Annotated in this window: 20 protein-coding genes; 10 read left to right on the top strand and 10 right to left on the bottom strand. The window is 72.3% G+C overall.

Annotation, left to right across the window (positions count from 1 at the left end):
- The first annotated feature begins 285 nt into the window (after positions 1 to 285).
- The 3 genes from QJS33_RS25475 to map all read left to right on the top strand — a co-directional run bounded on the left by QJS33_RS25475 (position 286) and on the right by map (position 2308).
- Positions 286 to 801 carry a pyridoxamine 5'-phosphate oxidase family protein gene (locus QJS33_RS25475; RefSeq protein WP_306370606.1) on the top strand — a complete coding sequence of 172 codons (516 nt, stop codon included), beginning with the start codon at positions 286 to 288 and terminating at the stop codon, positions 799 to 801.
- 142 nt (positions 802 to 943) lie between these two features.
- Positions 944 to 1453 carry a DUF1772 domain-containing protein gene (locus tag QJS33_RS25470; protein WP_306370605.1) on the top strand — a complete coding sequence of 170 codons (510 nt, stop codon included), beginning with the start codon at positions 944 to 946 and terminating at the stop codon, positions 1451 to 1453.
- Between the two features lie 78 nt (positions 1454 to 1531).
- Positions 1532 to 2308, top strand: a complete 777-nt coding sequence (gene map, locus QJS33_RS25465; RefSeq protein ID WP_306370604.1) for a type I methionyl aminopeptidase — start codon at positions 1532 to 1534, stop codon at positions 2306 to 2308.
- Positions 2309 to 2330: 22 nt separating this feature from the next.
- On the opposite strand, the gene QJS33_RS25460 is transcribed toward map, so the two are convergent.
- The 3 genes from QJS33_RS25460 to QJS33_RS25450 are packed head-to-tail and all read right to left on the bottom strand — an operon-like array spanning position 2331 to position 4470.
- Complete coding sequence (locus tag QJS33_RS25460) at positions 2331 to 2891, bottom strand: dihydrofolate reductase family protein (protein WP_306370603.1); 561 nt, start codon at positions 2889 to 2891, stop codon at positions 2331 to 2333.
- A gap of 1 nt (position 2892) precedes the next feature.
- The gene (locus QJS33_RS25455; RefSeq protein ID WP_306370602.1) at positions 2893 to 3711 is read right to left on the bottom strand and encodes an alpha/beta fold hydrolase; all 819 of its coding nucleotides are present in this window, start codon (positions 3709 to 3711) and stop codon (positions 2893 to 2895) included.
- A 51-nt stretch (positions 3712 to 3762) separates the two neighbouring features.
- Positions 3763 to 4470, bottom strand: a complete 708-nt coding sequence (locus QJS33_RS25450) for a helix-turn-helix domain-containing protein (RefSeq protein WP_306370601.1) — start codon at positions 4468 to 4470, stop codon at positions 3763 to 3765.
- A 114-nt stretch (positions 4471 to 4584) separates the two neighbouring features.
- Between QJS33_RS25450 and QJS33_RS25445 the strand changes: the two genes are divergently transcribed.
- Positions 4585 to 4824: a hypothetical protein gene (locus tag QJS33_RS25445; RefSeq protein ID WP_306370600.1), complete on the top strand. Its 240-nt coding sequence runs from the start codon at positions 4585 to 4587 to the stop codon at positions 4822 to 4824.
- Positions 4825 to 4875: 51 nt separating this feature from the next.
- Here QJS33_RS25445 and QJS33_RS25440 read toward each other — a convergent pair whose 3' ends face one another.
- The 3 genes from QJS33_RS25440 to QJS33_RS25430 are packed head-to-tail and all read right to left on the bottom strand — an operon-like array spanning position 4876 to position 6880.
- The gene (locus QJS33_RS25440) at positions 4876 to 5265 is read right to left on the bottom strand and encodes a RidA family protein (RefSeq protein ID WP_306370599.1); all 390 of its coding nucleotides are present in this window, start codon (positions 5263 to 5265) and stop codon (positions 4876 to 4878) included.
- A 1-nt stretch (position 5266) separates the two neighbouring features.
- Positions 5267 to 5848 (bottom strand): CGNR zinc finger domain-containing protein, encoded by a 582-nt coding sequence (locus tag QJS33_RS25435; RefSeq protein WP_306370598.1) that lies wholly within the window; start codon positions 5846 to 5848, stop codon positions 5267 to 5269.
- A 9-nt stretch (positions 5849 to 5857) separates the two neighbouring features.
- On the bottom strand, positions 5858 to 6880 hold the full coding sequence (locus QJS33_RS25430; protein WP_306370597.1) for a YafY family protein: 1023 nt from the start codon (positions 6878 to 6880) through the stop codon (positions 5858 to 5860).
- 99 nt (positions 6881 to 6979) lie between these two features.
- Between QJS33_RS25430 and QJS33_RS25425 the strand changes: the two genes are divergently transcribed.
- Complete coding sequence (locus tag QJS33_RS25425) at positions 6980 to 7402, top strand: VOC family protein (RefSeq protein ID WP_306370596.1); 423 nt, start codon at positions 6980 to 6982, stop codon at positions 7400 to 7402.
- 49 nt (positions 7403 to 7451) lie between these two features.
- Here the strand turns inward: QJS33_RS25425 and QJS33_RS25420 are convergent, their stop codons facing one another.
- On the bottom strand, positions 7452 to 8294 hold the full coding sequence (locus QJS33_RS25420; protein WP_306370595.1) for an alpha/beta fold hydrolase: 843 nt from the start codon (positions 8292 to 8294) through the stop codon (positions 7452 to 7454).
- 92 nt (positions 8295 to 8386) lie between these two features.
- On the opposite strand from QJS33_RS25420, the gene QJS33_RS25415 reads away from it, so the two are divergent.
- Positions 8387 to 8974, top strand: a complete 588-nt coding sequence (locus QJS33_RS25415) for a TetR/AcrR family transcriptional regulator (RefSeq protein WP_306370594.1) — start codon at positions 8387 to 8389, stop codon at positions 8972 to 8974.
- Positions 8975 to 9124: 150 nt separating this feature from the next.
- On the opposite strand, the gene QJS33_RS25410 is transcribed toward QJS33_RS25415, so the two are convergent.
- Complete coding sequence (locus tag QJS33_RS25410) at positions 9125 to 10741, bottom strand: alpha-amylase family glycosyl hydrolase (RefSeq protein WP_306370593.1); 1617 nt, start codon at positions 10739 to 10741, stop codon at positions 9125 to 9127.
- 274 nt (positions 10742 to 11015) lie between these two features.
- Between QJS33_RS25410 and QJS33_RS25405 the strand changes: the two genes are divergently transcribed.
- From QJS33_RS25405 to QJS33_RS25395, 3 genes are all read left to right on the top strand, one after another.
- On the top strand, positions 11016 to 12323 hold the full coding sequence (locus QJS33_RS25405) for an ABC transporter substrate-binding protein (RefSeq protein ID WP_306370592.1): 1308 nt from the start codon (positions 11016 to 11018) through the stop codon (positions 12321 to 12323).
- An 85-nt stretch (positions 12324 to 12408) separates the two neighbouring features.
- Positions 12409 to 13257, top strand: coding sequence for a carbohydrate ABC transporter permease (locus QJS33_RS25400; protein ID WP_306370608.1), 849 nt, complete (start codon positions 12409 to 12411; stop codon positions 13255 to 13257).
- A complete protein-coding gene (locus QJS33_RS25395) occupies positions 13254 to 14168 on the top strand; it encodes a carbohydrate ABC transporter permease (protein ID WP_306370591.1) in 915 nt (304 codons plus the stop codon). The genes QJS33_RS25400 and QJS33_RS25395 overlap by 4 nt, the downstream gene beginning before the upstream one ends.
- Positions 14169 to 14223: 55 nt before the next feature.
- Here QJS33_RS25395 and QJS33_RS25390 read toward each other — a convergent pair whose 3' ends face one another.
- Entirely contained in the window at positions 14224 to 14772 is a 549-nt protein-coding gene (locus tag QJS33_RS25390) for a TetR/AcrR family transcriptional regulator (RefSeq protein ID WP_306370590.1), read from the bottom strand.
- A gap of 53 nt (positions 14773 to 14825) precedes the next feature.
- Between QJS33_RS25390 and QJS33_RS25385 the strand changes: the two genes are divergently transcribed.
- Positions 14826 to 15878: an FAD-dependent monooxygenase gene (locus QJS33_RS25385; protein WP_306370589.1), complete on the top strand. Its 1053-nt coding sequence runs from the start codon at positions 14826 to 14828 to the stop codon at positions 15876 to 15878.
- Positions 15879 to 15894: 16 nt separating this feature from the next.
- Here the strand turns inward: QJS33_RS25385 and QJS33_RS25380 are convergent, their stop codons facing one another.
- Positions 15895 to 17646: an ABC transporter ATP-binding protein gene (locus QJS33_RS25380; RefSeq protein ID WP_306370607.1), complete on the bottom strand. Its 1752-nt coding sequence runs from the start codon at positions 17644 to 17646 to the stop codon at positions 15895 to 15897.
- Between the last annotated feature and the right edge of the window lie 147 nt (positions 17647 to 17793).

The raw sequence follows: 17793 nt of genomic DNA, 5'->3' as shown, positions 1-17793 counted from the left end.
GGGTTGCCCAGGGTCCACGGGCTCGGGACGACTCTGCTCGCGCGTTGGACGCGCTCGCGGGGTCGTCCTTCGTGCTTGCCGGGGGGAGACCCCGCCCGCGGGGCCGACCTCCTGTGACGGGGGTCGTGGGTGTCGGGGCCGTGTGCGGGTGGTCGCTTTTACGTCGTGGTGCGGGCTGCGCCCCCGGCGGCGTCCTCGCCGTGTTGCGGATCTCCGATGTCGAGAACGGTCGGGTGGCTTCGTCCCAGGGGTAGGAGTGGAAACACCGACGAAAGGGTGGCCGTCATGCGACCGAGCGAGATCGCCGAGATCCTGGACCGACCGATCAGCCGGGAGTTGCTGGCCCGCGATCTCACTCGTCTGGCCTACGTCGCTGTGGACGGCACACCGCGCAGCATTCCGATCGCGTTCACCTGGAACGGCTCCGAGATCGTCCTGTGCACCACGAGGAACGCCCCGAAGCTGCGCTCACTGCGGGTGAACCCGATGGTCGCCCTGACCATCGACACCGAGTCCCACCCGCCCAGGATCCTGCTCGTCCGCGGGCGCGCCGAACTGGACGATGTCGACGGCATCCCGGACGAGTACCTCCAGGCGAACGGCACCTACGAGATGACGGCCGAACAGCGCGTCGAGTGGGAGGCCGAGATCCGCTCGCTCTACGACGGCATGGTGCGGATCGTCATCACCCCGACCTGGGCGAAGCTCATCGACTTCGAGACCACCCTGCCCACCGCGGTCGAGGAGCTGGTCCGGCGGCGGGACGAACGTCGGCGCGATGCCGACCGCGGATCCGCTTGACGGCGGGCTGGCGGACCTTCGTGGACGTACGGACATGGAGACGCGGCCACGGAATATGGATCGGATCCGTGGGAGGCGGTGGACTGGAGGTCGGAGTTCTCGGAAGACTCCGAGCCCGTCTGACCTCCCAGGAGATGATCACATGGTCTACCAGGTCGTACTCGTCATCACGTTGTTCGGCGCCGGTCTCGCGGCGGGCCTGTTCTTCACCTTCACGGTTCTGATCATCCCGGGGCTGGTCAACGCCGAGCACCGCCTGGCCCTGCGGGGGTTCCAGGCGATCGATCGAAGGCTCCAGCCGACGACGACGTCGGTCGACTGGCAGCCGGCGTTCGGCGCGGTGCTCTTCGGCACGTCGATCCTGACGGTCGCCACGGCCGTCCTGGGGTGGCCGCACGTCACGCCCGCGGGCCGGGCGCTGGCGGTGGCCGCGGCCGCCTTCTACAACGTGGGGTGCTGGTGGCCGACCCTCGCCACCATCCTGCCGTTCAACAACCGGGTCCGGGACATCGACCTCGACACCGTGGGCTCCGCGGAGCTGGAGACCCTGTACCGGGACTTCAGGCGGAACTGGAGCGGCTGGAACCTCGTCCGTACCGGCTCGTCGGCCGCCGCGTTCGCACTCCTCATCGCTCTTGTGGCCGTGGGGTGAGACGGGACGGGGCGCTCCGGCGGGTGAGGCGGTATAGTATGGCCGGTATAGTTATTGGAGACGCGAGGAAGGCGCCCCATGATCGAGATCCTGCACCCCGGCGAGCTGGCCCGGGCGAAAGACACGGGCGCCCTGGTGGCGGACATCCTGCGGACGCTGAGGAGCAGGAGCGAGGTCGGCACCAACCTGCTGGACATCGATCGGTGGGCCAGGGACATGATCCTGGAGGCCGGGGCGCAGTCCTGTTACGTCGACTACGCGCCTTCGTTCGGGCGTGGGCCGTTCGGGCACTACATCTGCACGGGTGTCAACGACGCCGTGCTGCACGGGCGGCCGCATGATCGCGTTCTCGCCGACGGCGACCTGCTGTCGCTGGACCTCGCCGTGTCGCTGGACGGCGTCGCCGCGGACGCGGCGATCAGCTTCATCGTGGGCGACGCCCGGCCGGCGGAGAGCGTCGCGATGATCGAGGCGACCGAGCGCGCGTTGGACGCCGGGATCGCCGCCGCCGGGCCCGGGGCCCGGGTCGGCGACATCTCCCACGCGATCGGCTCGGTGCTGAAAGAGGCCGGGTACCCGATCAACACCGAGTTCGGCGGCCACGGCATCGGGTCGACGATGCACCAGGACCCGCACGTTCCGAACACCGGGCGGCGCGGCACCGGGTACAAGCTGCGCCCCGGTCTGATGCTCGCCCTGGAGCCGTGGGTCATGCAGGACACGGCGCGGCTCGTCACCGACGCCGACGGCTGGACGCTGCGGAGCGCGACGGGCTGCCGGACCGCGCACAGCGAGCACACGGTCGCCATCACCGAGGACGGGGCCCGGATCCTCACCCTGCCCACGCAGGGGTGAGGTCCCGCCGCGCCCGTGCGGATCAGTGGGCGCGGCGGTGGACCGTCACCAGCACGCCCTCCCCGTAGGTCGTCGCCTCGGCGAGCCTCCACGAGGTCTTGCCGGTGGTGTCGCCGAACAGCCTGCGGCCGTGGCCCAGCAGGACCGGGAAGGTCATGAGGCGGATCTCGTCCACGAGATCGTGTTCGATGAGGCTCCGCACCAGGGCGAGGCTGCCCGGGACGGAGATCTCGCCGTCCACGGTGGACTTCAGCGCCGTCACGTTCGTGGCCAGGTCCCCCGAGAGCACCGTCGTGTTGGTCCACTCCGGGGCGGTGAGGGTGTTCGAGACGACGTACTTGGGCATCCCGTTGTACTTGTCCGCGAGCGTGCCGTCGTAGTTCGGCCAGGCGGACGCGAAGCCCTCGTAGGTGGTGCGCCCCAGCAGCAGCGCCGACGCGTTGAGAGCCTCCTCTTCCTTGAACTTCTCCCCGTCGCCCCGGTCCACCTCGAAGCTCCAGTTCGGGTACCTGAAGTCCTCGCCGCCCGGCGCCTCGGCGACGCCGTCCAGGGAAACGAACTCGGTCACCACGACGCGTCCCATGTCAGTTCTCCTTCTCGGCGAAGCTCCGCAGGACGGGGGCGAGCACCTCGGGGGCGGCGCTGTGGTTCTCGCCGGGCACCACCCGGAGTGTCGCGGTGGGCAGGTGTGCGGCGACCGCACGCGCGCCCGCGGCCAGATAGGGCCAGGTCGCGTCGCCGTGCAGGACCAGGACGGGGACGTCGACCCCGTCCCACAGGTCGGCGCGCAGCGGCCGGCCGGACATGGTGTCGCCGACGTTGCGGCCGTCGTAGGCGATGGTGTGCGCGACGGCCTCCAGCCCCGGCCAGAAGTCGCTCCCCCGCATGTCGCCGAGGAACTCCGCGGGCATCCCCGCGGCCGCCGTCATGAACAGCTCCACCGCGTCCCCCGGCCGCCCCGCGGCCACGGCCGCGTCGAGGCGTTCGACGTAGTCGGCGGGCAGTGGCGGCCGTGAGCCGTCGGTGACCACCGGCGGCTCGAACAGCACCAGCCGCGCGATGGGCACACCCGCCTGCGCCGCGTTGAGCGCCAGGTGCCCGCCCGAGGACCAGCCGAACACCGTTGCGGGCCGCCCGCCGCCGGCCTGGGCGATCACCGCCGCCAGGTCCTCGAACTCCCGCTCCACCGCGTACGGCGCGGTGTCGCCGCTGTCGCCCCGGCCGCGCCGGTCGTAGTCGATCACCCGGAAGCCGTCGGCGAGCAGTGCCCCGATCTCCGCGTTCTCCGGGGTCGTCGCGCGGTGCGCGGTCGCCCCGCCGACGATGATGATCGGATCGCCCTCCCCCCACGCGCTGTACGCGATGGCGGTGCCGTCGGCGGAGGCGGCCGTTCCCTCGGACATGTCCGATCCCTTCTGTCGTCCGCGGTGGTGGTCCACCGCGTCGACGCCAGACTAGGAACCGCCCGGGGGCTCGGTCTTGTACAGAAGCGACATGGTCCCCGGCCCCTGTTGCAGCCGGGTGGCCGTCCGCCCGATGAACCGCCGGAGCGAGCGGGCCAGGTGCGGCTGGTCGTAGTACCCCAGCCGGTGCACCACGTCCAGCGGTGTGGCGCCCCCGCCGAGCAGCAGGGCCGCCTCCCGGGCGCGTTCGATCTGCCGGATCGCCCCCTGGGTGAGCCCGGTGGCGGCCGCGACGCGCCGCTGCACCGACCGGGACCCCACCCGGGCGATCCCGCCCCACACCACCTCGTCCACGAGGGGGTCGCGGGAGATCACGCCCGCCCGCGCCAGCCGCGCCACCAGGGCCTCGGCGTCGTCGAAGCCCGGGATCCCCCACTCCCGGCCGCCCAGCACGAACGTGCGTTCCGTGACACGGGGGCTCTCCGCGGCGGTGTCGACCAGCCGCGGCAGGTGCGGCAGCACGGTCCCGTGCGTGAACGCGATGCCCAGCGACTCCGAGTCGCCCGCGAGCTCAACGGTCGACGCCGCGGTCTCGGGCCCGCGCACGGCCGCGTGCATCACGCCTTGGTCCTCCCAGAACACGAGTTCCCAGGTGGACGTCGCGATCGAGGTCATGGTGCCGGTCCCCGACGCCCGCCCCCGCCAGACGCACGCCACGTGCGGTGAGTCCGAGGTCCGGTGTTCGCTCTCGATCGCCATCGTGTCCTCCGGGTTCGGTCTGTGGCGCCCATCATCCCCGGCCGCACCGACACGAGGCCACCGACTGTTACTCTCTGTAGTCGAACCTGTTCGATCCGATCACGGAGAGACCGCATGAAGAAGACCCTCATGATCACCCTCATCGCGCTCGGCGCCCTGGGATTCGCCGCGCCCGCGCACGCCGACCACGACTCGGATTTCGGTGGCGGGGTGAACGCCGCCGACAACTGGAACTTCACCGCCGCGGTGGTCTGCCACCAGGAGCTCGCGGTGGTTCCCATCCTCAGCGAATACCTCGGTGACCACATCGACAACTGCTCCAACGGCAACGTCATCGACCACTCCGGGAGGTAGCCCGCGGGGCGCGGCCGGCGATGACGGGCCGCGCCCCCTCTCCTCTCTCGGTCAGGGAGCCACGGCGAGGGCGTCGATCTCCACGAGGACGTCGGGGCGGGCGAACCCCGCCACCTGGAGCACGGTGATCGCGGTCGGGTGCGGCCCCCACACCTCGCCGGCGGCCCGGTACCCGGCGGTCACGTCGCCGCCGGCCTTCAAGTGGACGGTCAGCTTGGCCACGTGGCTCTGGTCGGCCCCCGCCTCGGCGAGCACCGCGAGCACGTTGCGGAACGCCTGGGCCGTCTGCTCGCCCAGGTCGTCGGAGACGACCGCGCCGGTGGCGTCGGTCCCGTTCTGCCCGCCGACCACGACCAGGGACCCGCCGTCGACCCGCACCCCCTGGCAGAACGCGGGGTTGGTGTGCAGCGCGGCGGGGTTGAGGTGGGTGAGGCTCGACATCTCAGTTCTCCTTGGTGTGTTCGGCCGCGCGGCGTGCGCGCAGTCGGCGGATCTTGTGCCGGTTCCCGCACCGGCGCATCGAGCACCAGGTGCGCGAACCCGCGCGCGAGGTGTCCAGGTAGACGAGCCCGCAGTCGTCGGCGGAGCAGGCGCGGACCCGTTCGGGGCGGCCGAGCGCGGCCACCGCGTCGCGCCCGATGACGGCGAGGAGCCGGTCGGAGGTGGGGGCCACGGGTGTGCCGAGCTGCGGCGGCAGGTCGGGCATCGCGGCCCACCGGTCGATCACGGCGGCGTCGTCCTCCGCGACCGGCAGCCCCTGGGAGGCCGCCATGGCGGCGCGGGCGATCGCCCGGCGCAGTTCGCGTGCGCTGCGGTACGCGGCCCCGTCGACCGCCACCTCCGCGTCGAACCGCTCCCGCCACCACCGCTCCACGTCCTTCGGGCCGTGCCAGTGCTCCCACTCGGGCGGGCCGTCGAACCCGCCGGTGTAGGCGAAGTCGAACGCGAGAGCGCCGGAGTCGAACCACCAGCGCTGCCCGTCGCGGGAGTCGAGCCACTGTCCCGTGGCCGGTGCGCCGGTCATGTAACCACATTAAGAGGTTACTGGGAGCGGGGCAAGGCCGCCCGTGCTCCGGCGGCCGGCCGCCGCGTAGCGGTCGGCCAGTCGGGCACAGGCGTCCGCGAGCCCGTCCGGTCCGACGACCTCGAACCCGGCGCCGAACCGGCCGACCGCCGCGGCCAGGGCCGTCCACGACCACGAGTGCAGGGCGAGCCGGCACCGGTCCGGCCCGAGTTCCTCGACGGTGCCGTCGTCGACGTACGGGATCACCGCGGCGGCGGGCAGGTCCAGGACCACCTCGCCGCGGCAGGGCGGGCCGCCCGGCCCGTCGGCGCCCCGGAACCGGGCGGCGACGAACGCCCCGGCGTCCCCGCCCGGCGGCTCGCGCGGGGTGAACCGGGGCCCGGTGGGCGGGCGCGGGGTGATGCGGTCCGCGCGGAAGGTGCGCCAGCCGCCGCGGTCCAGGTCCCAGGCCAGCAGGTACCAGCGCCCTCCCCGGGCCACCAGGCGATGGGGCTCCACCCGTCGCGGCGGGGGACCGAGGGGGTCTTCGCCCCTGTCCCGGTCCGGCGCGGCGTAGTCGAAGCGCAGCACCTCACGGGCGTGCACGGCGGAGCCCAGCGCCGCGAGGACGCCGCCGCCGACCGGCGGCCGGGACCGGGGGGTTTCGGCGGCCGCGACGTCCAGGGTGTCGATCCGGTGGCGCAGCCGTGCGGGCACGAGCCGGCGGACGGTGTGCAGGGCGCGCGTCGCGTCCTCGGCCGCGTCGGGGCCGGTGGCGGTGGCGGCGGCCAGGCGCAGTGCCACGGCCAGGGCGACCGCCTGCCCGTCGTCGAACAGCGGCGGGGGCGGCTCGGCGCCCGCGTCCAGCCGGTAGCCGCCGCCGGGTCCCTTGACGGTCGCGACGGGGTAGCCGAGCTCGCGCAGCCGGTCGACGTCGCGGCGCACGGTGCGCGGGCTGACGTCCAACCGCTCGGCCAGCAGCGGCCCGGGCCAGTCCCGGCGGACCTGGAGGAGTGAGAGCAGCTTCAGCAGCCGCACGGAGGTTTTCTGCATGCCCTGATCATGCGAAGAGAAGAGGTCACCACCTGGCCGCTTCCCCTGCCACCTTGTTCGCGGGGCCGCCGGTCGGCGGCCTGGAACAAGGGAGCGACCATGTCCATCACCACCACGACGCACGCGAACTTCCGGGGCGAGGCCCGTGCGGCGCTGGAGTTCTACCGGGGTGTGTTCGGCGGCGACATCGCCGTGATCACCTACAGGGACGCCCACAACGTCACCGACGAGGCGGAGGCCGACCAGGTCATGTGGGGGCAGGTGGAGTCGGCCGCGGGCTTTCGCCTGATGGCCTACGACGTGCCCGGGCACACCCCGTGGAACCCGGGTGAGAGGCCCTACTTCGTGTCGGTGCGCGGCGACACGGTCGAGGAGATCGCCGGGTACTGGGAGAAGCTGGGCGAGGGCGCCACGGTCGTGCAGCCCCTGGGGGAGTCCGCGTGGGCGAAGGCCTACGGCATGCTCCGGGACCGCTTCGGCCTGACCTGGGTCCTGGACGTCCCCGCGGCCCACGGCGCCTGACATGCCGCGGGCCCGGTCGGGGACCGGGCCCGCGGTCAGGCCTTGTGCGTCACTCGGCGACGAAGGGCACCAGGACCTCGTTCACCTCGTCGGCGTGCGTCCACAGCAGGCCGTGGGGCGCGCCCTCGATCTCCACGTACTCCGCGTCGGGCACGGCCGCGTGGAACGGTCGCCCGGTGGCGTCGATCGGCAGGATGTTGTCGGCGGTGCCGTGCAGGATCAGGGTGGGCTTCCCGGCCGCCCGCACCGCGGCGACGTCCTCGCGGAAGTCCTCGATCCAGGTGGGCACCACCGCGTAGGCGGCGACCGGGGCGCTGCCGACGGCGGTGTTCCAGTTGGCGGTCACGACCTCCTGGGAGATCCGCTTGCCCAGGTTCTCGTCCAGGTTGTAGAAGTCCTTGTAGAACTGCGTGTACCAGGCGTACCGGTCGGCGCGGGCGGCCGCGGCGATGCCGTCGAACACCTCCTGCGGGACACCGGTGGGGTTGTCGTCGGTCTTGAGCAGGAACGGCTCCAGGGAGGCCAGGAAGGCCAGCTTGGCGACGCGCTCGTGGCCGTGGTTCTTCACGTAGCGGGCGAGCTCCCCGGTGCCCATGGAGAAGCCGACCAGGATCACGTCGCGCAGGTCCAGGGTCTCCAGCAGGGTGTCCAGGTCTCCTGCGAAGGTGTCGTAGTCGTAGCCGACGCCGACCTTGGAGGAGCGCCCGAAGCCGCGCCGGTCGTAGGTGATCACGCGCTTGCCGGCCTTGATCAGCTCGCGCGCCTGTAGCTCCCAGCTGTCGCCGTTGAGCGGGTAGCCGTGGATGAGGACGACCGGCTGCCCCTGGCCGTGGTCCTCGTAGTACAGCTCGATGTCGGTGCCGTTCTCGGTGCCGATCTTGATGAACGCCATGGCACTGCCCTTCCCCATTGGGAGAACGTCCGTTCTCCCCTTGGTTCGCTATAGTAGAGAACGAACGTTCTCATGGCAAGGGGGCACACGGAGTGGCAGCAGGGGCGACCGACGAGCAGGCCCGCAACGCGATCGTGGAGGCGGCCGACGAGCTGTTCTACACCCGCGGGGTCAACTCGGTGGGCATGGACGCGGTGCGGGAACGGGCGGGGTTCCCGCTCAAGCGGATCTACAAGCTCTTCCCGTCCAAGGAGGACCTCGTCATCGCGGTGCTCGACCGCCGGTCGCGGCTGTGGGACGACGGGATCACCCGTGCCGCGGAGGCCTCGGGCGATCCCGTCGAGCGGCTGCTGGCCGTTTTCGACTTCCTCGCCGACTGGTTCCGCGAGGACGACTTCCGCGGCTGCGCCTTCATCAACGCCTACGGCGAGCTCGGCTCGGGCTCCACCCGGGTGGCGATGGCCGTACGCGAACAGAAGGCGTCCTTCCAGCGCTACGTCGCGGACCTGGTCGGGCGGATCGGCGGCTCCCCGGGGCTGGCCGCCCAACTGGTGCTGCTCGCCGAGGGCGCGCAGACCACCGCCGCGATCTCCGGCTCCCCGGAGGCGGCCGGCGTCGCCCGGGCCGCGGCCACCACCCTCATCGAGGCCGACACCGGAGCCCCCTGCGTCGCCGCCTGACGGGACCCGCCGGGGCGGTGGGACCCGGTGCCGTGGCCGCCGGCAGGTGAGCACTCCCGCCGCCGGAACCGTCGGGTTCCGGGGCCGGACCGTGTCCCCACCGGCCGGCCGGGAGACCGGACCGCCGATGGGGCGGCAGGCCCGCCCCGCTCAGCGGCGCAGCCACACCGCGGTGTCGCCGGGCAGGCGGTCCTCCAGCGGGCCGCTGGCCAGCAGGACCTCGCCCTCGGGCAGCTCCGCGGGCTCGGGGCCGGTGTTGACCAGGACCAGGGTCCGCGGCCCGCGCCAGAAGGCCAGGACCGGGCCCTGGTTCGCCTTGTCGTCCCACACCAGGGACTCGTCGTCGGCGAAGCCCCGGCGCAGCTCCAGCGCCCGCCGGTACAGGCGCAGCATCGAGTCGGGGTCCCGCTCCTGGGCGGCCGCCGAGCGGCGCCCCCAGTCCGCGGGCTGGGGCAGCCACGCGCCCCCGGACCCGAACCCGAAGGACGGGCCCTCCTCGGTCCAGGGCAGCGGCACCCGGCAGCCGTCCCGGCCCTTGTCGGCGCGGCCGCTGCGCACCCAGCGCGGGTCCTCCAGGGCCTCGGCCGGCAGGTCGGCCACCTCCGGCAGCCCCAACTCCTCGCCCTGGTAGATGTAGGCCGATCCGGGCAGCGCCAGCTCCAACAGGGCCAGCGCCCGTGCCCGGCGGGTGCCCAGGGCGAGGTCGGGGGCCGGGTCGAGGCCGTCACCCAGCAGCCAGAGCCGGTGGTCGGTCCCCGGCGGCAGCCCCAGCGCCGACACCGGCCGGACCACGTCGTGATTGCCCACCACCCAGGTCGGCACCGTGCCCACCGCGCGGGCATCGGCCAGCGAGGAGTCGATGACCTCCCGGTAGGCGTCCGCCTCCCACGGGGTGCGCAGGAAGTCGAAGTTGAACGCCTGGTCCAGCTCGTCCGGCCGGGTGTACAGCACCCGCCGATCGCCCGGCAGCCACACCTCGCCGACGGTCGCCCGCGGCGGGTCGAACTCGGCCAGCACCCGGTGCCAGTCCCGGTACACGTCGTGAACCTCGGGCCGGTCCAGGAACGGGTGGTCGGGGTTGGCGGCGATGTCCTCGAACCGGCCGCCCTCCACCAGCACCAGGTCCCGCAGCGGGTCTAGGTCCTTGACCAGGGCGTAGGCGACGTCGATCCGGAACCCGTCCACCCCGCGGCGGCCCCAGAACCGCAGTACGTCGCGGAACTCCTCGCGTACCCGCGGATGGTCCCAGTTCAGGTCGGGCTGCTCGGGGGCGAACAGGTGCAGGTACCACTGTCCGTCGGCGGCCCGGGTCCACGCCGACCCGCCGAACGTCGACCGCCAGTTGGTCGGCGGCAGGTCGCCCCCGGGCCCGCGCCCGGGGCGGAAGACGTACAGGTCGCGCTCGGGGGCGTCGGGGGAGGCCAGCGCCGCCCGGAACCACGGGTGCTCCTCGGAGGTGTGATTGGGCACGATGTCCACCATCACCTTGAGCCCGAGCCGGTGCGCCTCACCGGTCATGGCGTCGAACCCGGCCAGGTCGCCCAGCCGCGGGTCCACGTTCCGGAAGTCGGCGACGTCGTACCCGCCGTCCGCCCAGGGCGAGGTGTAGAACGGCGACAGCCAGATCCCGTCCGCGCCCAGGCCCGCGATGTGCCCCAGCCGCGCGGTGAGCCCGGCCAGGTCGCCCACCCCGTCCCCGTCCGCGTCCGCGAAGCTGCGGGGATAGACCTGGTAGAGGACCGCGTCGCGCCACCACTGCCGTTCCATGGGCCGCCTTCCGGGCTCGGCTGGCGTCCGGGGAGCCCCCGGCCGGTTCCGGCCACGGGCGCGGCCGGTGTCACGCCCACGTTACGAGCACGGGGCGCAGGCGGGCAATGGGCGCGCACGGGGCAGGAACCGGCGGAGATCACGCCTGTGAATTCCTGTTGGTCCCGTCACACTCGGGGTACATGGTCTTCACGGAGATTTCGGGGAGATGACGTCCCAGACAACTCGATACCTCGTGTGCCGGACACCCCGCCGGACACGGAAGGAGAGAGTCATGTCCATACTGTCATGGCGTCGGTCGCACGGCGTGCGCGCGTTCGCAGCCGGTACCGCCGCCTTCGCCCTGATCCTGGCCACCGGCTGCGGATCCCCTCCCGGCGAGGAACCCGAAGGCGAGGGCGAAGCCGCGGGCCTCGCCGACGACCCCCAGTTCGTGTGGGCGGTCACCGGGGCCGACCGGCAGATCCACGAGGACGTCGCCCGCCTGTGGAACGAGAACAACCCCGACCGGCAGGTCGAGGTCTTCTTCCTGGCCCCCACCGCGGACGAGCAGCGCCAGGCCATGTTCCAGGACCTACAGAGCCAGGCCGGGCAGTTCGACGTCCTGGGCCTGGACGTCATCTGGACCGGGGAGTTCGCCGAGTTCGGCTACATCGAGAGCCTGGAGGACCTGCGTCCGCAGATCGCCGACGTCAGCCTGCCGGGCGCCGTCGACAGCGCCCAGTGGCAGCAGGAGCTGTACGCCCTGCCCTACTCCTCCAACGGCGCGTTCCTGTACTACCGCACCGACCTCATCGACGAGCCGCCCACCACCTGGGACGAGCTGTACGAGACCGGCACGGAGGCGGCCGAGGAGGCGGGGATCTCCGCCTACGTCGGCCAGGGCGACCAGTACGAGGGCTTCGTCGTCAACTACCTGGAGCTGTTCTGGGCCGCCGGCGGCGAGCTGTTCGACGAGGGGCAGACCCAGAGCACCTTCCTGGAGGGCGACGCCGCCGCCACCGCACTGGACTTCATGACCGAGGCCTACGACAGCGGCTTCTACGCCGAGGGCTTCGACTCCATGGTCGAGGACGACGCCCGCGCCCTGTTCCAGGCGGGTGAGGCCGTCTACATGCGCAACTGGCCCTACGCCGTGCCGCTGCTGGAGGGCGAGGCCGACGAGGAGAGCGCGGTCGCCGGGGACTTCGCGGTCGCCCCGCTGCCCACCTTCGACGGTGAGGGCAGCACCAGCGCCCTGGGCGGGCTCAACAACGCGGTCAGCACCCTGAGCGAGAACAAGGACCTGGCCCGCGAGTTCGTCCTGTGGGCCGCCACCGACGCCGAGGCGCAGGGCATCCTGGCCGGCCACAGCCTGCCGCCCACCATGGTCAGCGCCTACGAGGGGGCCGAGGACCCCAACTTCGAGATGCTGGGCGACATCCTGGCCGATGCGCACGCCCGGCCACCGGTGCCCGGGTACAACTCGCTGTCGCTGGTCATCCAGGACAACCTGCACCCCGCCTACATCGGGCAGGGCGAGGCGGAACCCGCGCTGGAAGCGGTGGACGGGGCGGCCAACGACGCGCTCGAACAAGAGTAGGCCGATGGCGACCGCGACACGGGACACCGGGACGCCGGAGCGCGGCCGGGGCGCGCACATCCGGCACGGTCTGGGCGAACGGGCGATGGGGCGGATCTTCCTGACCCCCTCGTTCGCCTTCATGGCCGTCATCGCGCTCTTCCCGGTCTTCTACGCAGTCCTGATGAGCCTGTACAGGATCCGCGGGTTCACCCGGGAGTTCGTCGGGATCGACAACTACCTACAGGCCCTGTCCGACCCGGGCTTCTACAACGCCGCGCTCAACACCCTGGTCTTCACGGTGGCGTCGGTGTCCCTGGAGTTCGTCATCGGGCTGGGGTTCGCGCTGATCATGCACCAGGCCTTCGTCGGCCGCGGGCTGACCCGCGCCGTCATCCTGGTGCCCTGGGTGATCCCGACCGCCGTCGCCGCCCAGGTGTGGCGGTACATGTTCGACCACAACCCCGGGTTCGTGAACGCGGTGCTGGGCGCCGACATCAACTGGCTGCGCGACCCGGCGTGGTCCATGGCCGGGATCATCGCCGCCGACGTGTGGAAGACGGCGCCGTTCGTGGCGCTGCTGCTGCTCGCCGGGCTCCAGACGATCCCCAGGGACTACTACGAGGCGGCCAAGGTGGACGGCGCCGGGGTGCTCCAGCGGTTCTGGTCCATCACCCTGCCGCTGCTGCGCCCGGCGATCGTGGTGGCGCTGCTGTTCCGGACGGTGGACGCGCTGCGCATGTTCGACTTCGCGTACGTGTTCGCCGGTTACTCCAACTCCCTGGCGACGCTGTCGGTGTACGCGCAGCGTTTCCTGGTCGCCGAACCCCAGCTGGGGTACGCCAACGCCCTGTCCACGGTCACCTTCGTGATCGTCATGCTGGTCGGCCTGGCGTTCATCTCCCGGATGGGGCGGCACATGGTCGGGGAGACGGCACGGGAGGTGAAGCGGTGACGACGCCGGAGGAGACGGTCCGGGCCCGCGAGTCGGTCCAGGAGGCGCACCGGCCGCGCCGGGGGGCGCCGCCCGCCCTGGCCGGCCTGCTCAAGCTGCTGGGCCTGGCCGTTGTGCTGCTGTGGTGCCTGTTCCCGTTCATATGGATGGCCATGACCAGCCTGCGCACCGGGTCGGTGGCGCTCACCGATCCCAACATCCTGCGCGGGCCGTTCAGCCTGGACAACTACGACCAGGTCTTCGACCTGGGGTTCCAGTTCGCGCTGCGCAACTCGCTGATCGTGGCGGCCGTGACCACGCTCATCTGCATCCCGGTGGCGGCACTGGCGGGCTACGCGCTGGCCCGGCTGCCGCTGCGCGGACGGTTCCTGCTGCTGGCCGCCACCCTGGTGGCGACGCTGTTCCCGCCGGTGGCGCTGGTCAACCCGCTGTACCAGATGTACCTGGAGCTCAACGCGCTGACCGGGATCAACCTGCTCAACAGCTACGCGGGCCTGGTGATCCCGTACGTGGCGCTGACCCTCCCGCTGTCCATCTTCATCCTGGCCACGTTCTTCGCGGGCATCCCGCGGGAGATCGAGGAGTCGGCGAAGGTGGACGGGGCCACGCCCTTCCAGGCGTTCTGGCGGGTGGTGGCGCCGCTGGCGGCGCCGGGGGTGGGCGCGGCGGCGATCCTGACGTTCGTGTACGCCACCAACGAGTTCCTGCTGGCGTTCTCGTTCGCGCCCCGCGACCTCAACGTGCAGACGGTCCCGGTGTTCATCGGCACCTTCGAGCGCGTCGGGTACGAGAACCCGATCGGGCAGATCATGGCGGCGTCGGTGCTGGTGTCGGTTCCGCTGATCGTCTTCGCGCTGGTGCTCCAGCGCCGGATCGTGGCGGGGCTGACCTCGGGAGCGGTCAAGGGCTGAGCGGTGTCCGGGGCCGGGGTGTTCCGGACCCGGACACACCGGGGTCCGTCCCGGTTCAGTCCAGGCAGGCGCGGACCACGGCGGCCATCCGCTCCCGGGGTTCGACGATCTCGGGGCGGGTGACCCCGCGCAGGATGAGCCCGTCGGCGTAGGCCATCAGGGTGCGCATGGCCGCCTGCGGGTCGGCCGCGCCCAGGTCGGCGAGGATGCGGGCGCCCCACTCCTGGATGAGGGCGGCGCCCCGGGACAGGGCGGCGGCGATCCGGGGGTCGTGGGTGGCCTCCACCGACAGCGCGTAGCGGGCGACGGTGCGGACCCGGTCGGTGGTCACCGAGGTCTCGACGAACCGGGCGACGGCGTCCAGGAACAGGTCGAGCGTCGGCTCCCCGGGCAGGTGCATCGCCGCCCAGTCGCGCCGATCCAGCTCCTCCAGCCGTTCCACGACGGCGGTGACGAGCGCGTCGCGGGTGCGGAAGTGGTTGGAGCACGACCCCCGGGGCAGGCCCGCCGTGGCGTCCACCCGGCCGTGGGTCAGGGCGTGCACGCCACCCGTGCCGAGCAGGGCGATGGCGGCGTCCAGGGCGCGTTCGCGAGTCTCCGACATGGTGGCACTATAAACGTAGTGACGGGCTACTATGATCGTAGTAAAGTGGGGCCATGAACGGTAGAGCACTCATCGTCGGAGGCGGTATCGCCGGGCTCGCCGCAGCCCGCGGCCTGCTGGACCGGGGCTGGGAGGTCGAGGTGCGCGAACGCCACTCCGGCCCGCCCGACATCGGCGGGGCGCTGGCCATGTGGCCGCCCGCACTGGAGGCCCTGGACCGGCTCGGCCTGGGGGAGGCGGTCCGCGCCACCGGAAGCGTGCCCACCGCCGCGCGGCTGGCCGACCCCGCCGGGCGGACCCTCGCACGCCTGGACTCACGCGCCTCCATCGCCCCCATCGCCCGCATGGTCGCCCGGTCCGCGCTGTTGGAGGTCCTGGTCGGCGCCCTGCCCGGGGACGCGGTCCGCTGGAACACCCCCGTCACCCCGGAAGAGGTCACCGCAGGGGTGGGCGGATTCGATGTGATCATCGGGGCCGACGGCCTCAACGGCGTCGTCCGCAGCGGTGCCTTTCCGAACGCGCCCGCCTCCCGGGGGCTGGGCGCCGTCGCCTACCGGGGCGCCGTGCCCGGCCACGTCGCGACCTTCACCGAGACCTGGGGGAACGGCCGCATCTTCGGCGTCACCCCCATGGACGGCCGCACCACCAATTGGTACGCGGCCATGCGCACCGGCCTGGCGCCCGACCGCGAGGCGGACCCCCTCGCCCTGCTGCGCCGACTGTACGGCGGCTGGCACGCGGACGTCGCCCGGGTCCTGGACGCCCTGCCCGGCACCGCCATCGACCGGCGCACCCTCTACGACCTGCCCGCCCCGGCCTCGTACGTGCACGGGCGCCACGTCCTCATCGGCGACGCCGCCCATGCCATGGCGCCCAACCTGGGCCGGGGCGCCTGCGAGTCCCTGGTGGACGCAGCCGCCCTGGCCCGGGCGCTGGGCGAGGCCCCCACCGCCGCCCGGGGACTGGCCCGCTACGACCGGGACCGTCGCCGCCCGGCCGGCCGCATCGTGCGCGCCTCCCGGGCGATGAACAGGATCTCCACCGCGACTCGCCTCACCGGCCTGCGCGACGGGACCCTGCGCACCGCCGGGGCGCTGCTCGGATGACCGCTTCGTCCGCGGCTCAGCCGGCCGCGGACGGCTCCGGCAGCTCGGCCTCTACTTCGGCGATGTGCAGCGCCGCGACCAGATCACGGTACAGCTCGTCGCGTTCCAGCAACTCGGTGTGCGTCCCGTGGGCGCGCACCCCGCCCTCCTCCATCAGGATGATCCGGTCGGCGTGGATCACCGTCGACAACCGGTGCGCCACCGTCACCACGGCCGCCCGGTCGGCGTGCCGCCGCACGCTCTCGGTGATCGCCGCCTCGGTGATGGCGTCCACCTGCGAGGTCGCCTCGTCCAGCAGCAGCACGTCCGGCGAACGCAGCAAAGCCCGGGCCAGGGCCACCCGCTGGCGCTGGCCGCCCGAGAACGCCGTGGCGTCCAGCGGAGTGTCCAGGCCCTCCGCCAAAGCGTCGACCTTGTCGGTCAGGCGGACGTCCTCGACCACCCGGCGGACCTCCTCCTCGGTCGCGCCGGGACTGCTGAACAGCAGGTTGTCCCGCAGAGTGCCCGGCACCACCGGGGTGTCCTGCTCCACGTAGGCGAAGTGCGCACGCACCTGCCCGGGGGTCAGCTCCCGGTAAGGGGTGCCGGCCACCCGGAGTTCGCCGCCCTCCGGCTCCAGGAAGCGCAGCAGCAGCGACAGCACCGTGGTCTTGCCCGCCCCCGACGGGCCCACGATCGCGGTGTGCCCCCGCCGGGGGATCACCAGGTCCACGTCCCGGAGCGCGGGTGCGGCGCCCGGGGCGTAGCGGGCGGTCACCCCGCGCAACTCCAGCAGGGCGTCCGGGGCGTGCCCGTCAGGGGAGGCCGCCACCGGGCCCGCGGACGCCTCGGCGACCGGCTCCAGCGGGATGGCCTCCACCTCCCGGATCCGCTTGGCCGCGGCGATGCCCGACTGTAGCGTGCTCACGCTCTGGGACAGCTCCATGACCGGGCTCATCAGTGTGAACGCGTACAGCAGGAACGCGATCAGGGTGGACACCCCGATGTCCCCGGAGGCCACCCGCAGGGCGCCCACCCCCAGGATGGCGATGATCGCCAGCTGGATGCCGCTGAACGCGATCGTCCAGGCCACCGCCTCCCGGCGGACCGCCCGCACACCGTGCTCGGCGGACTCCCGGGCGTGGACGAGGATCGTGTCGCCCAGGCGCTCCTCGGCGCGGCTCACCTTGACGGTGCGGATCGCCCGCAGCGCCCCGTCCAGCACACCGCCCATCAGGCCCAGGGAGTTCTGCGCCTTCTCCTGCGCCTTGGCCAGCGCGGGCATCAGGGTGAGGAACAGGACCGTCACGATGAGCACCGCCGCCGCTGTGACGGTGACCAGCACCAGGTCCAGGACCGCCATCATCACCAGCGTGCCGACCAGCAGCACGGCGCCGTTGATGAGGCTGATGACGCTGGTGGACGCGGCCTCGCGCAGCAGCACGGTGTCGGAGGTGGCCCGGGTGACCAGTTCACCGGAGGGGCGCCGGGACAGCGGGATCAGCGCGGCCCGGAAGTAGCGGCGCACCAGCGAGGTGCGCGCGTCCAGCACGACCTTCTCGGCGACGGTGCCCAGCAGGATCCAGTGGTACATGCCCAGCGCCGCGCCGACCGCGAACAGGCCCAGCAGCAGGGCGATGGGCGGCATCAGCCCGCCGCCCTCGGCCAGGGTGTCCAGGACGAGCTTGACCACCATGGGGTTGGCCAGCTCCAGCGCGGAGCCGAACAGGGCCAGGACCAGGCCCAGCAGAAGTTCGCGGCGGTGCGGGCGCACGAACGACCACAGCACCTTCAGCTGGGCGAAGCGCGGTTCCGACCCGGATGGGGACTCCACCGCGGTCGGGTCACCGTTTGTCTCAATACGATCAGCCATGATTGAAATTAGGTCATAGGTGACCGATTCTTGTCAACAAAATACCCACAACCCTAGGATGAG

This window comes from Nocardiopsis sp. CC223A (assembly GCF_030766825.1).
GTDB lineage: Bacteria > Actinomycetota > Actinomycetes > Streptosporangiales > Streptosporangiaceae > Nocardiopsis.
Note: the sequence above shows the minus strand (reverse complement) of the source record. Positions and strands in the feature narration are given on the sequence as shown.

Bases quoted from the DNA above. Each gene is read 5' to 3' on its own strand.
- QJS33_RS25475 (WP_306370606.1), top strand. From the start codon at position 286: ATGCGACCGAGCGAGATCGCCGAGATCCTGGACCGACCGATCAGCCGG.
- QJS33_RS25470 (WP_306370605.1), top strand. From the start codon at position 944: ATGGTCTACCAGGTCGTACTCGTCATCACGTTGTTCGGCGCCGGTCTC.
- map (WP_306370604.1), top strand. From the start codon at position 1,532: ATGATCGAGATCCTGCACCCCGGCGAGCTGGCCCGGGCGAAAGACACG.
- QJS33_RS25460 (WP_306370603.1), bottom strand. From the start codon at position 2,891: ATGGGACGCGTCGTGGTGACCGAGTTCGTTTCCCTGGACGGCGTCGCC.
- QJS33_RS25455 (WP_306370602.1), bottom strand. From the start codon at position 3,711: ATGTCCGAGGGAACGGCCGCCTCCGCCGACGGCACCGCCATCGCGTAC.
- QJS33_RS25450 (WP_306370601.1), bottom strand. From the start codon at position 4,470: ATGGCGATCGAGAGCGAACACCGGACCTCGGACTCACCGCACGTGGCG.
- QJS33_RS25445 (WP_306370600.1), top strand. From the start codon at position 4,585: ATGAAGAAGACCCTCATGATCACCCTCATCGCGCTCGGCGCCCTGGGA.
- QJS33_RS25440 (WP_306370599.1), bottom strand. From the start codon at position 5,265: ATGTCGAGCCTCACCCACCTCAACCCCGCCGCGCTGCACACCAACCCC.
- QJS33_RS25435 (WP_306370598.1), bottom strand. From the start codon at position 5,848: ATGACCGGCGCACCGGCCACGGGACAGTGGCTCGACTCCCGCGACGGG.
- QJS33_RS25430 (WP_306370597.1), bottom strand. From the start codon at position 6,880: ATGCAGAAAACCTCCGTGCGGCTGCTGAAGCTGCTCTCACTCCTCCAG.
- QJS33_RS25425 (WP_306370596.1), top strand. From the start codon at position 6,980: ATGTCCATCACCACCACGACGCACGCGAACTTCCGGGGCGAGGCCCGT.
- QJS33_RS25420 (WP_306370595.1), bottom strand. From the start codon at position 8,294: ATGGCGTTCATCAAGATCGGCACCGAGAACGGCACCGACATCGAGCTG.
- QJS33_RS25410 (WP_306370593.1), bottom strand. From the start codon at position 10,741: ATGGAACGGCAGTGGTGGCGCGACGCGGTCCTCTACCAGGTCTATCCC.
- QJS33_RS25405 (WP_306370592.1), top strand. From the start codon at position 11,016: ATGTCCATACTGTCATGGCGTCGGTCGCACGGCGTGCGCGCGTTCGCA.
- QJS33_RS25400 (WP_306370608.1), top strand. From the start codon at position 12,409: ATGGGGCGGATCTTCCTGACCCCCTCGTTCGCCTTCATGGCCGTCATC.
- QJS33_RS25390 (WP_306370590.1), bottom strand. From the start codon at position 14,772: ATGTCGGAGACTCGCGAACGCGCCCTGGACGCCGCCATCGCCCTGCTC.
- QJS33_RS25385 (WP_306370589.1), top strand. From the start codon at position 14,826: ATGAACGGTAGAGCACTCATCGTCGGAGGCGGTATCGCCGGGCTCGCC.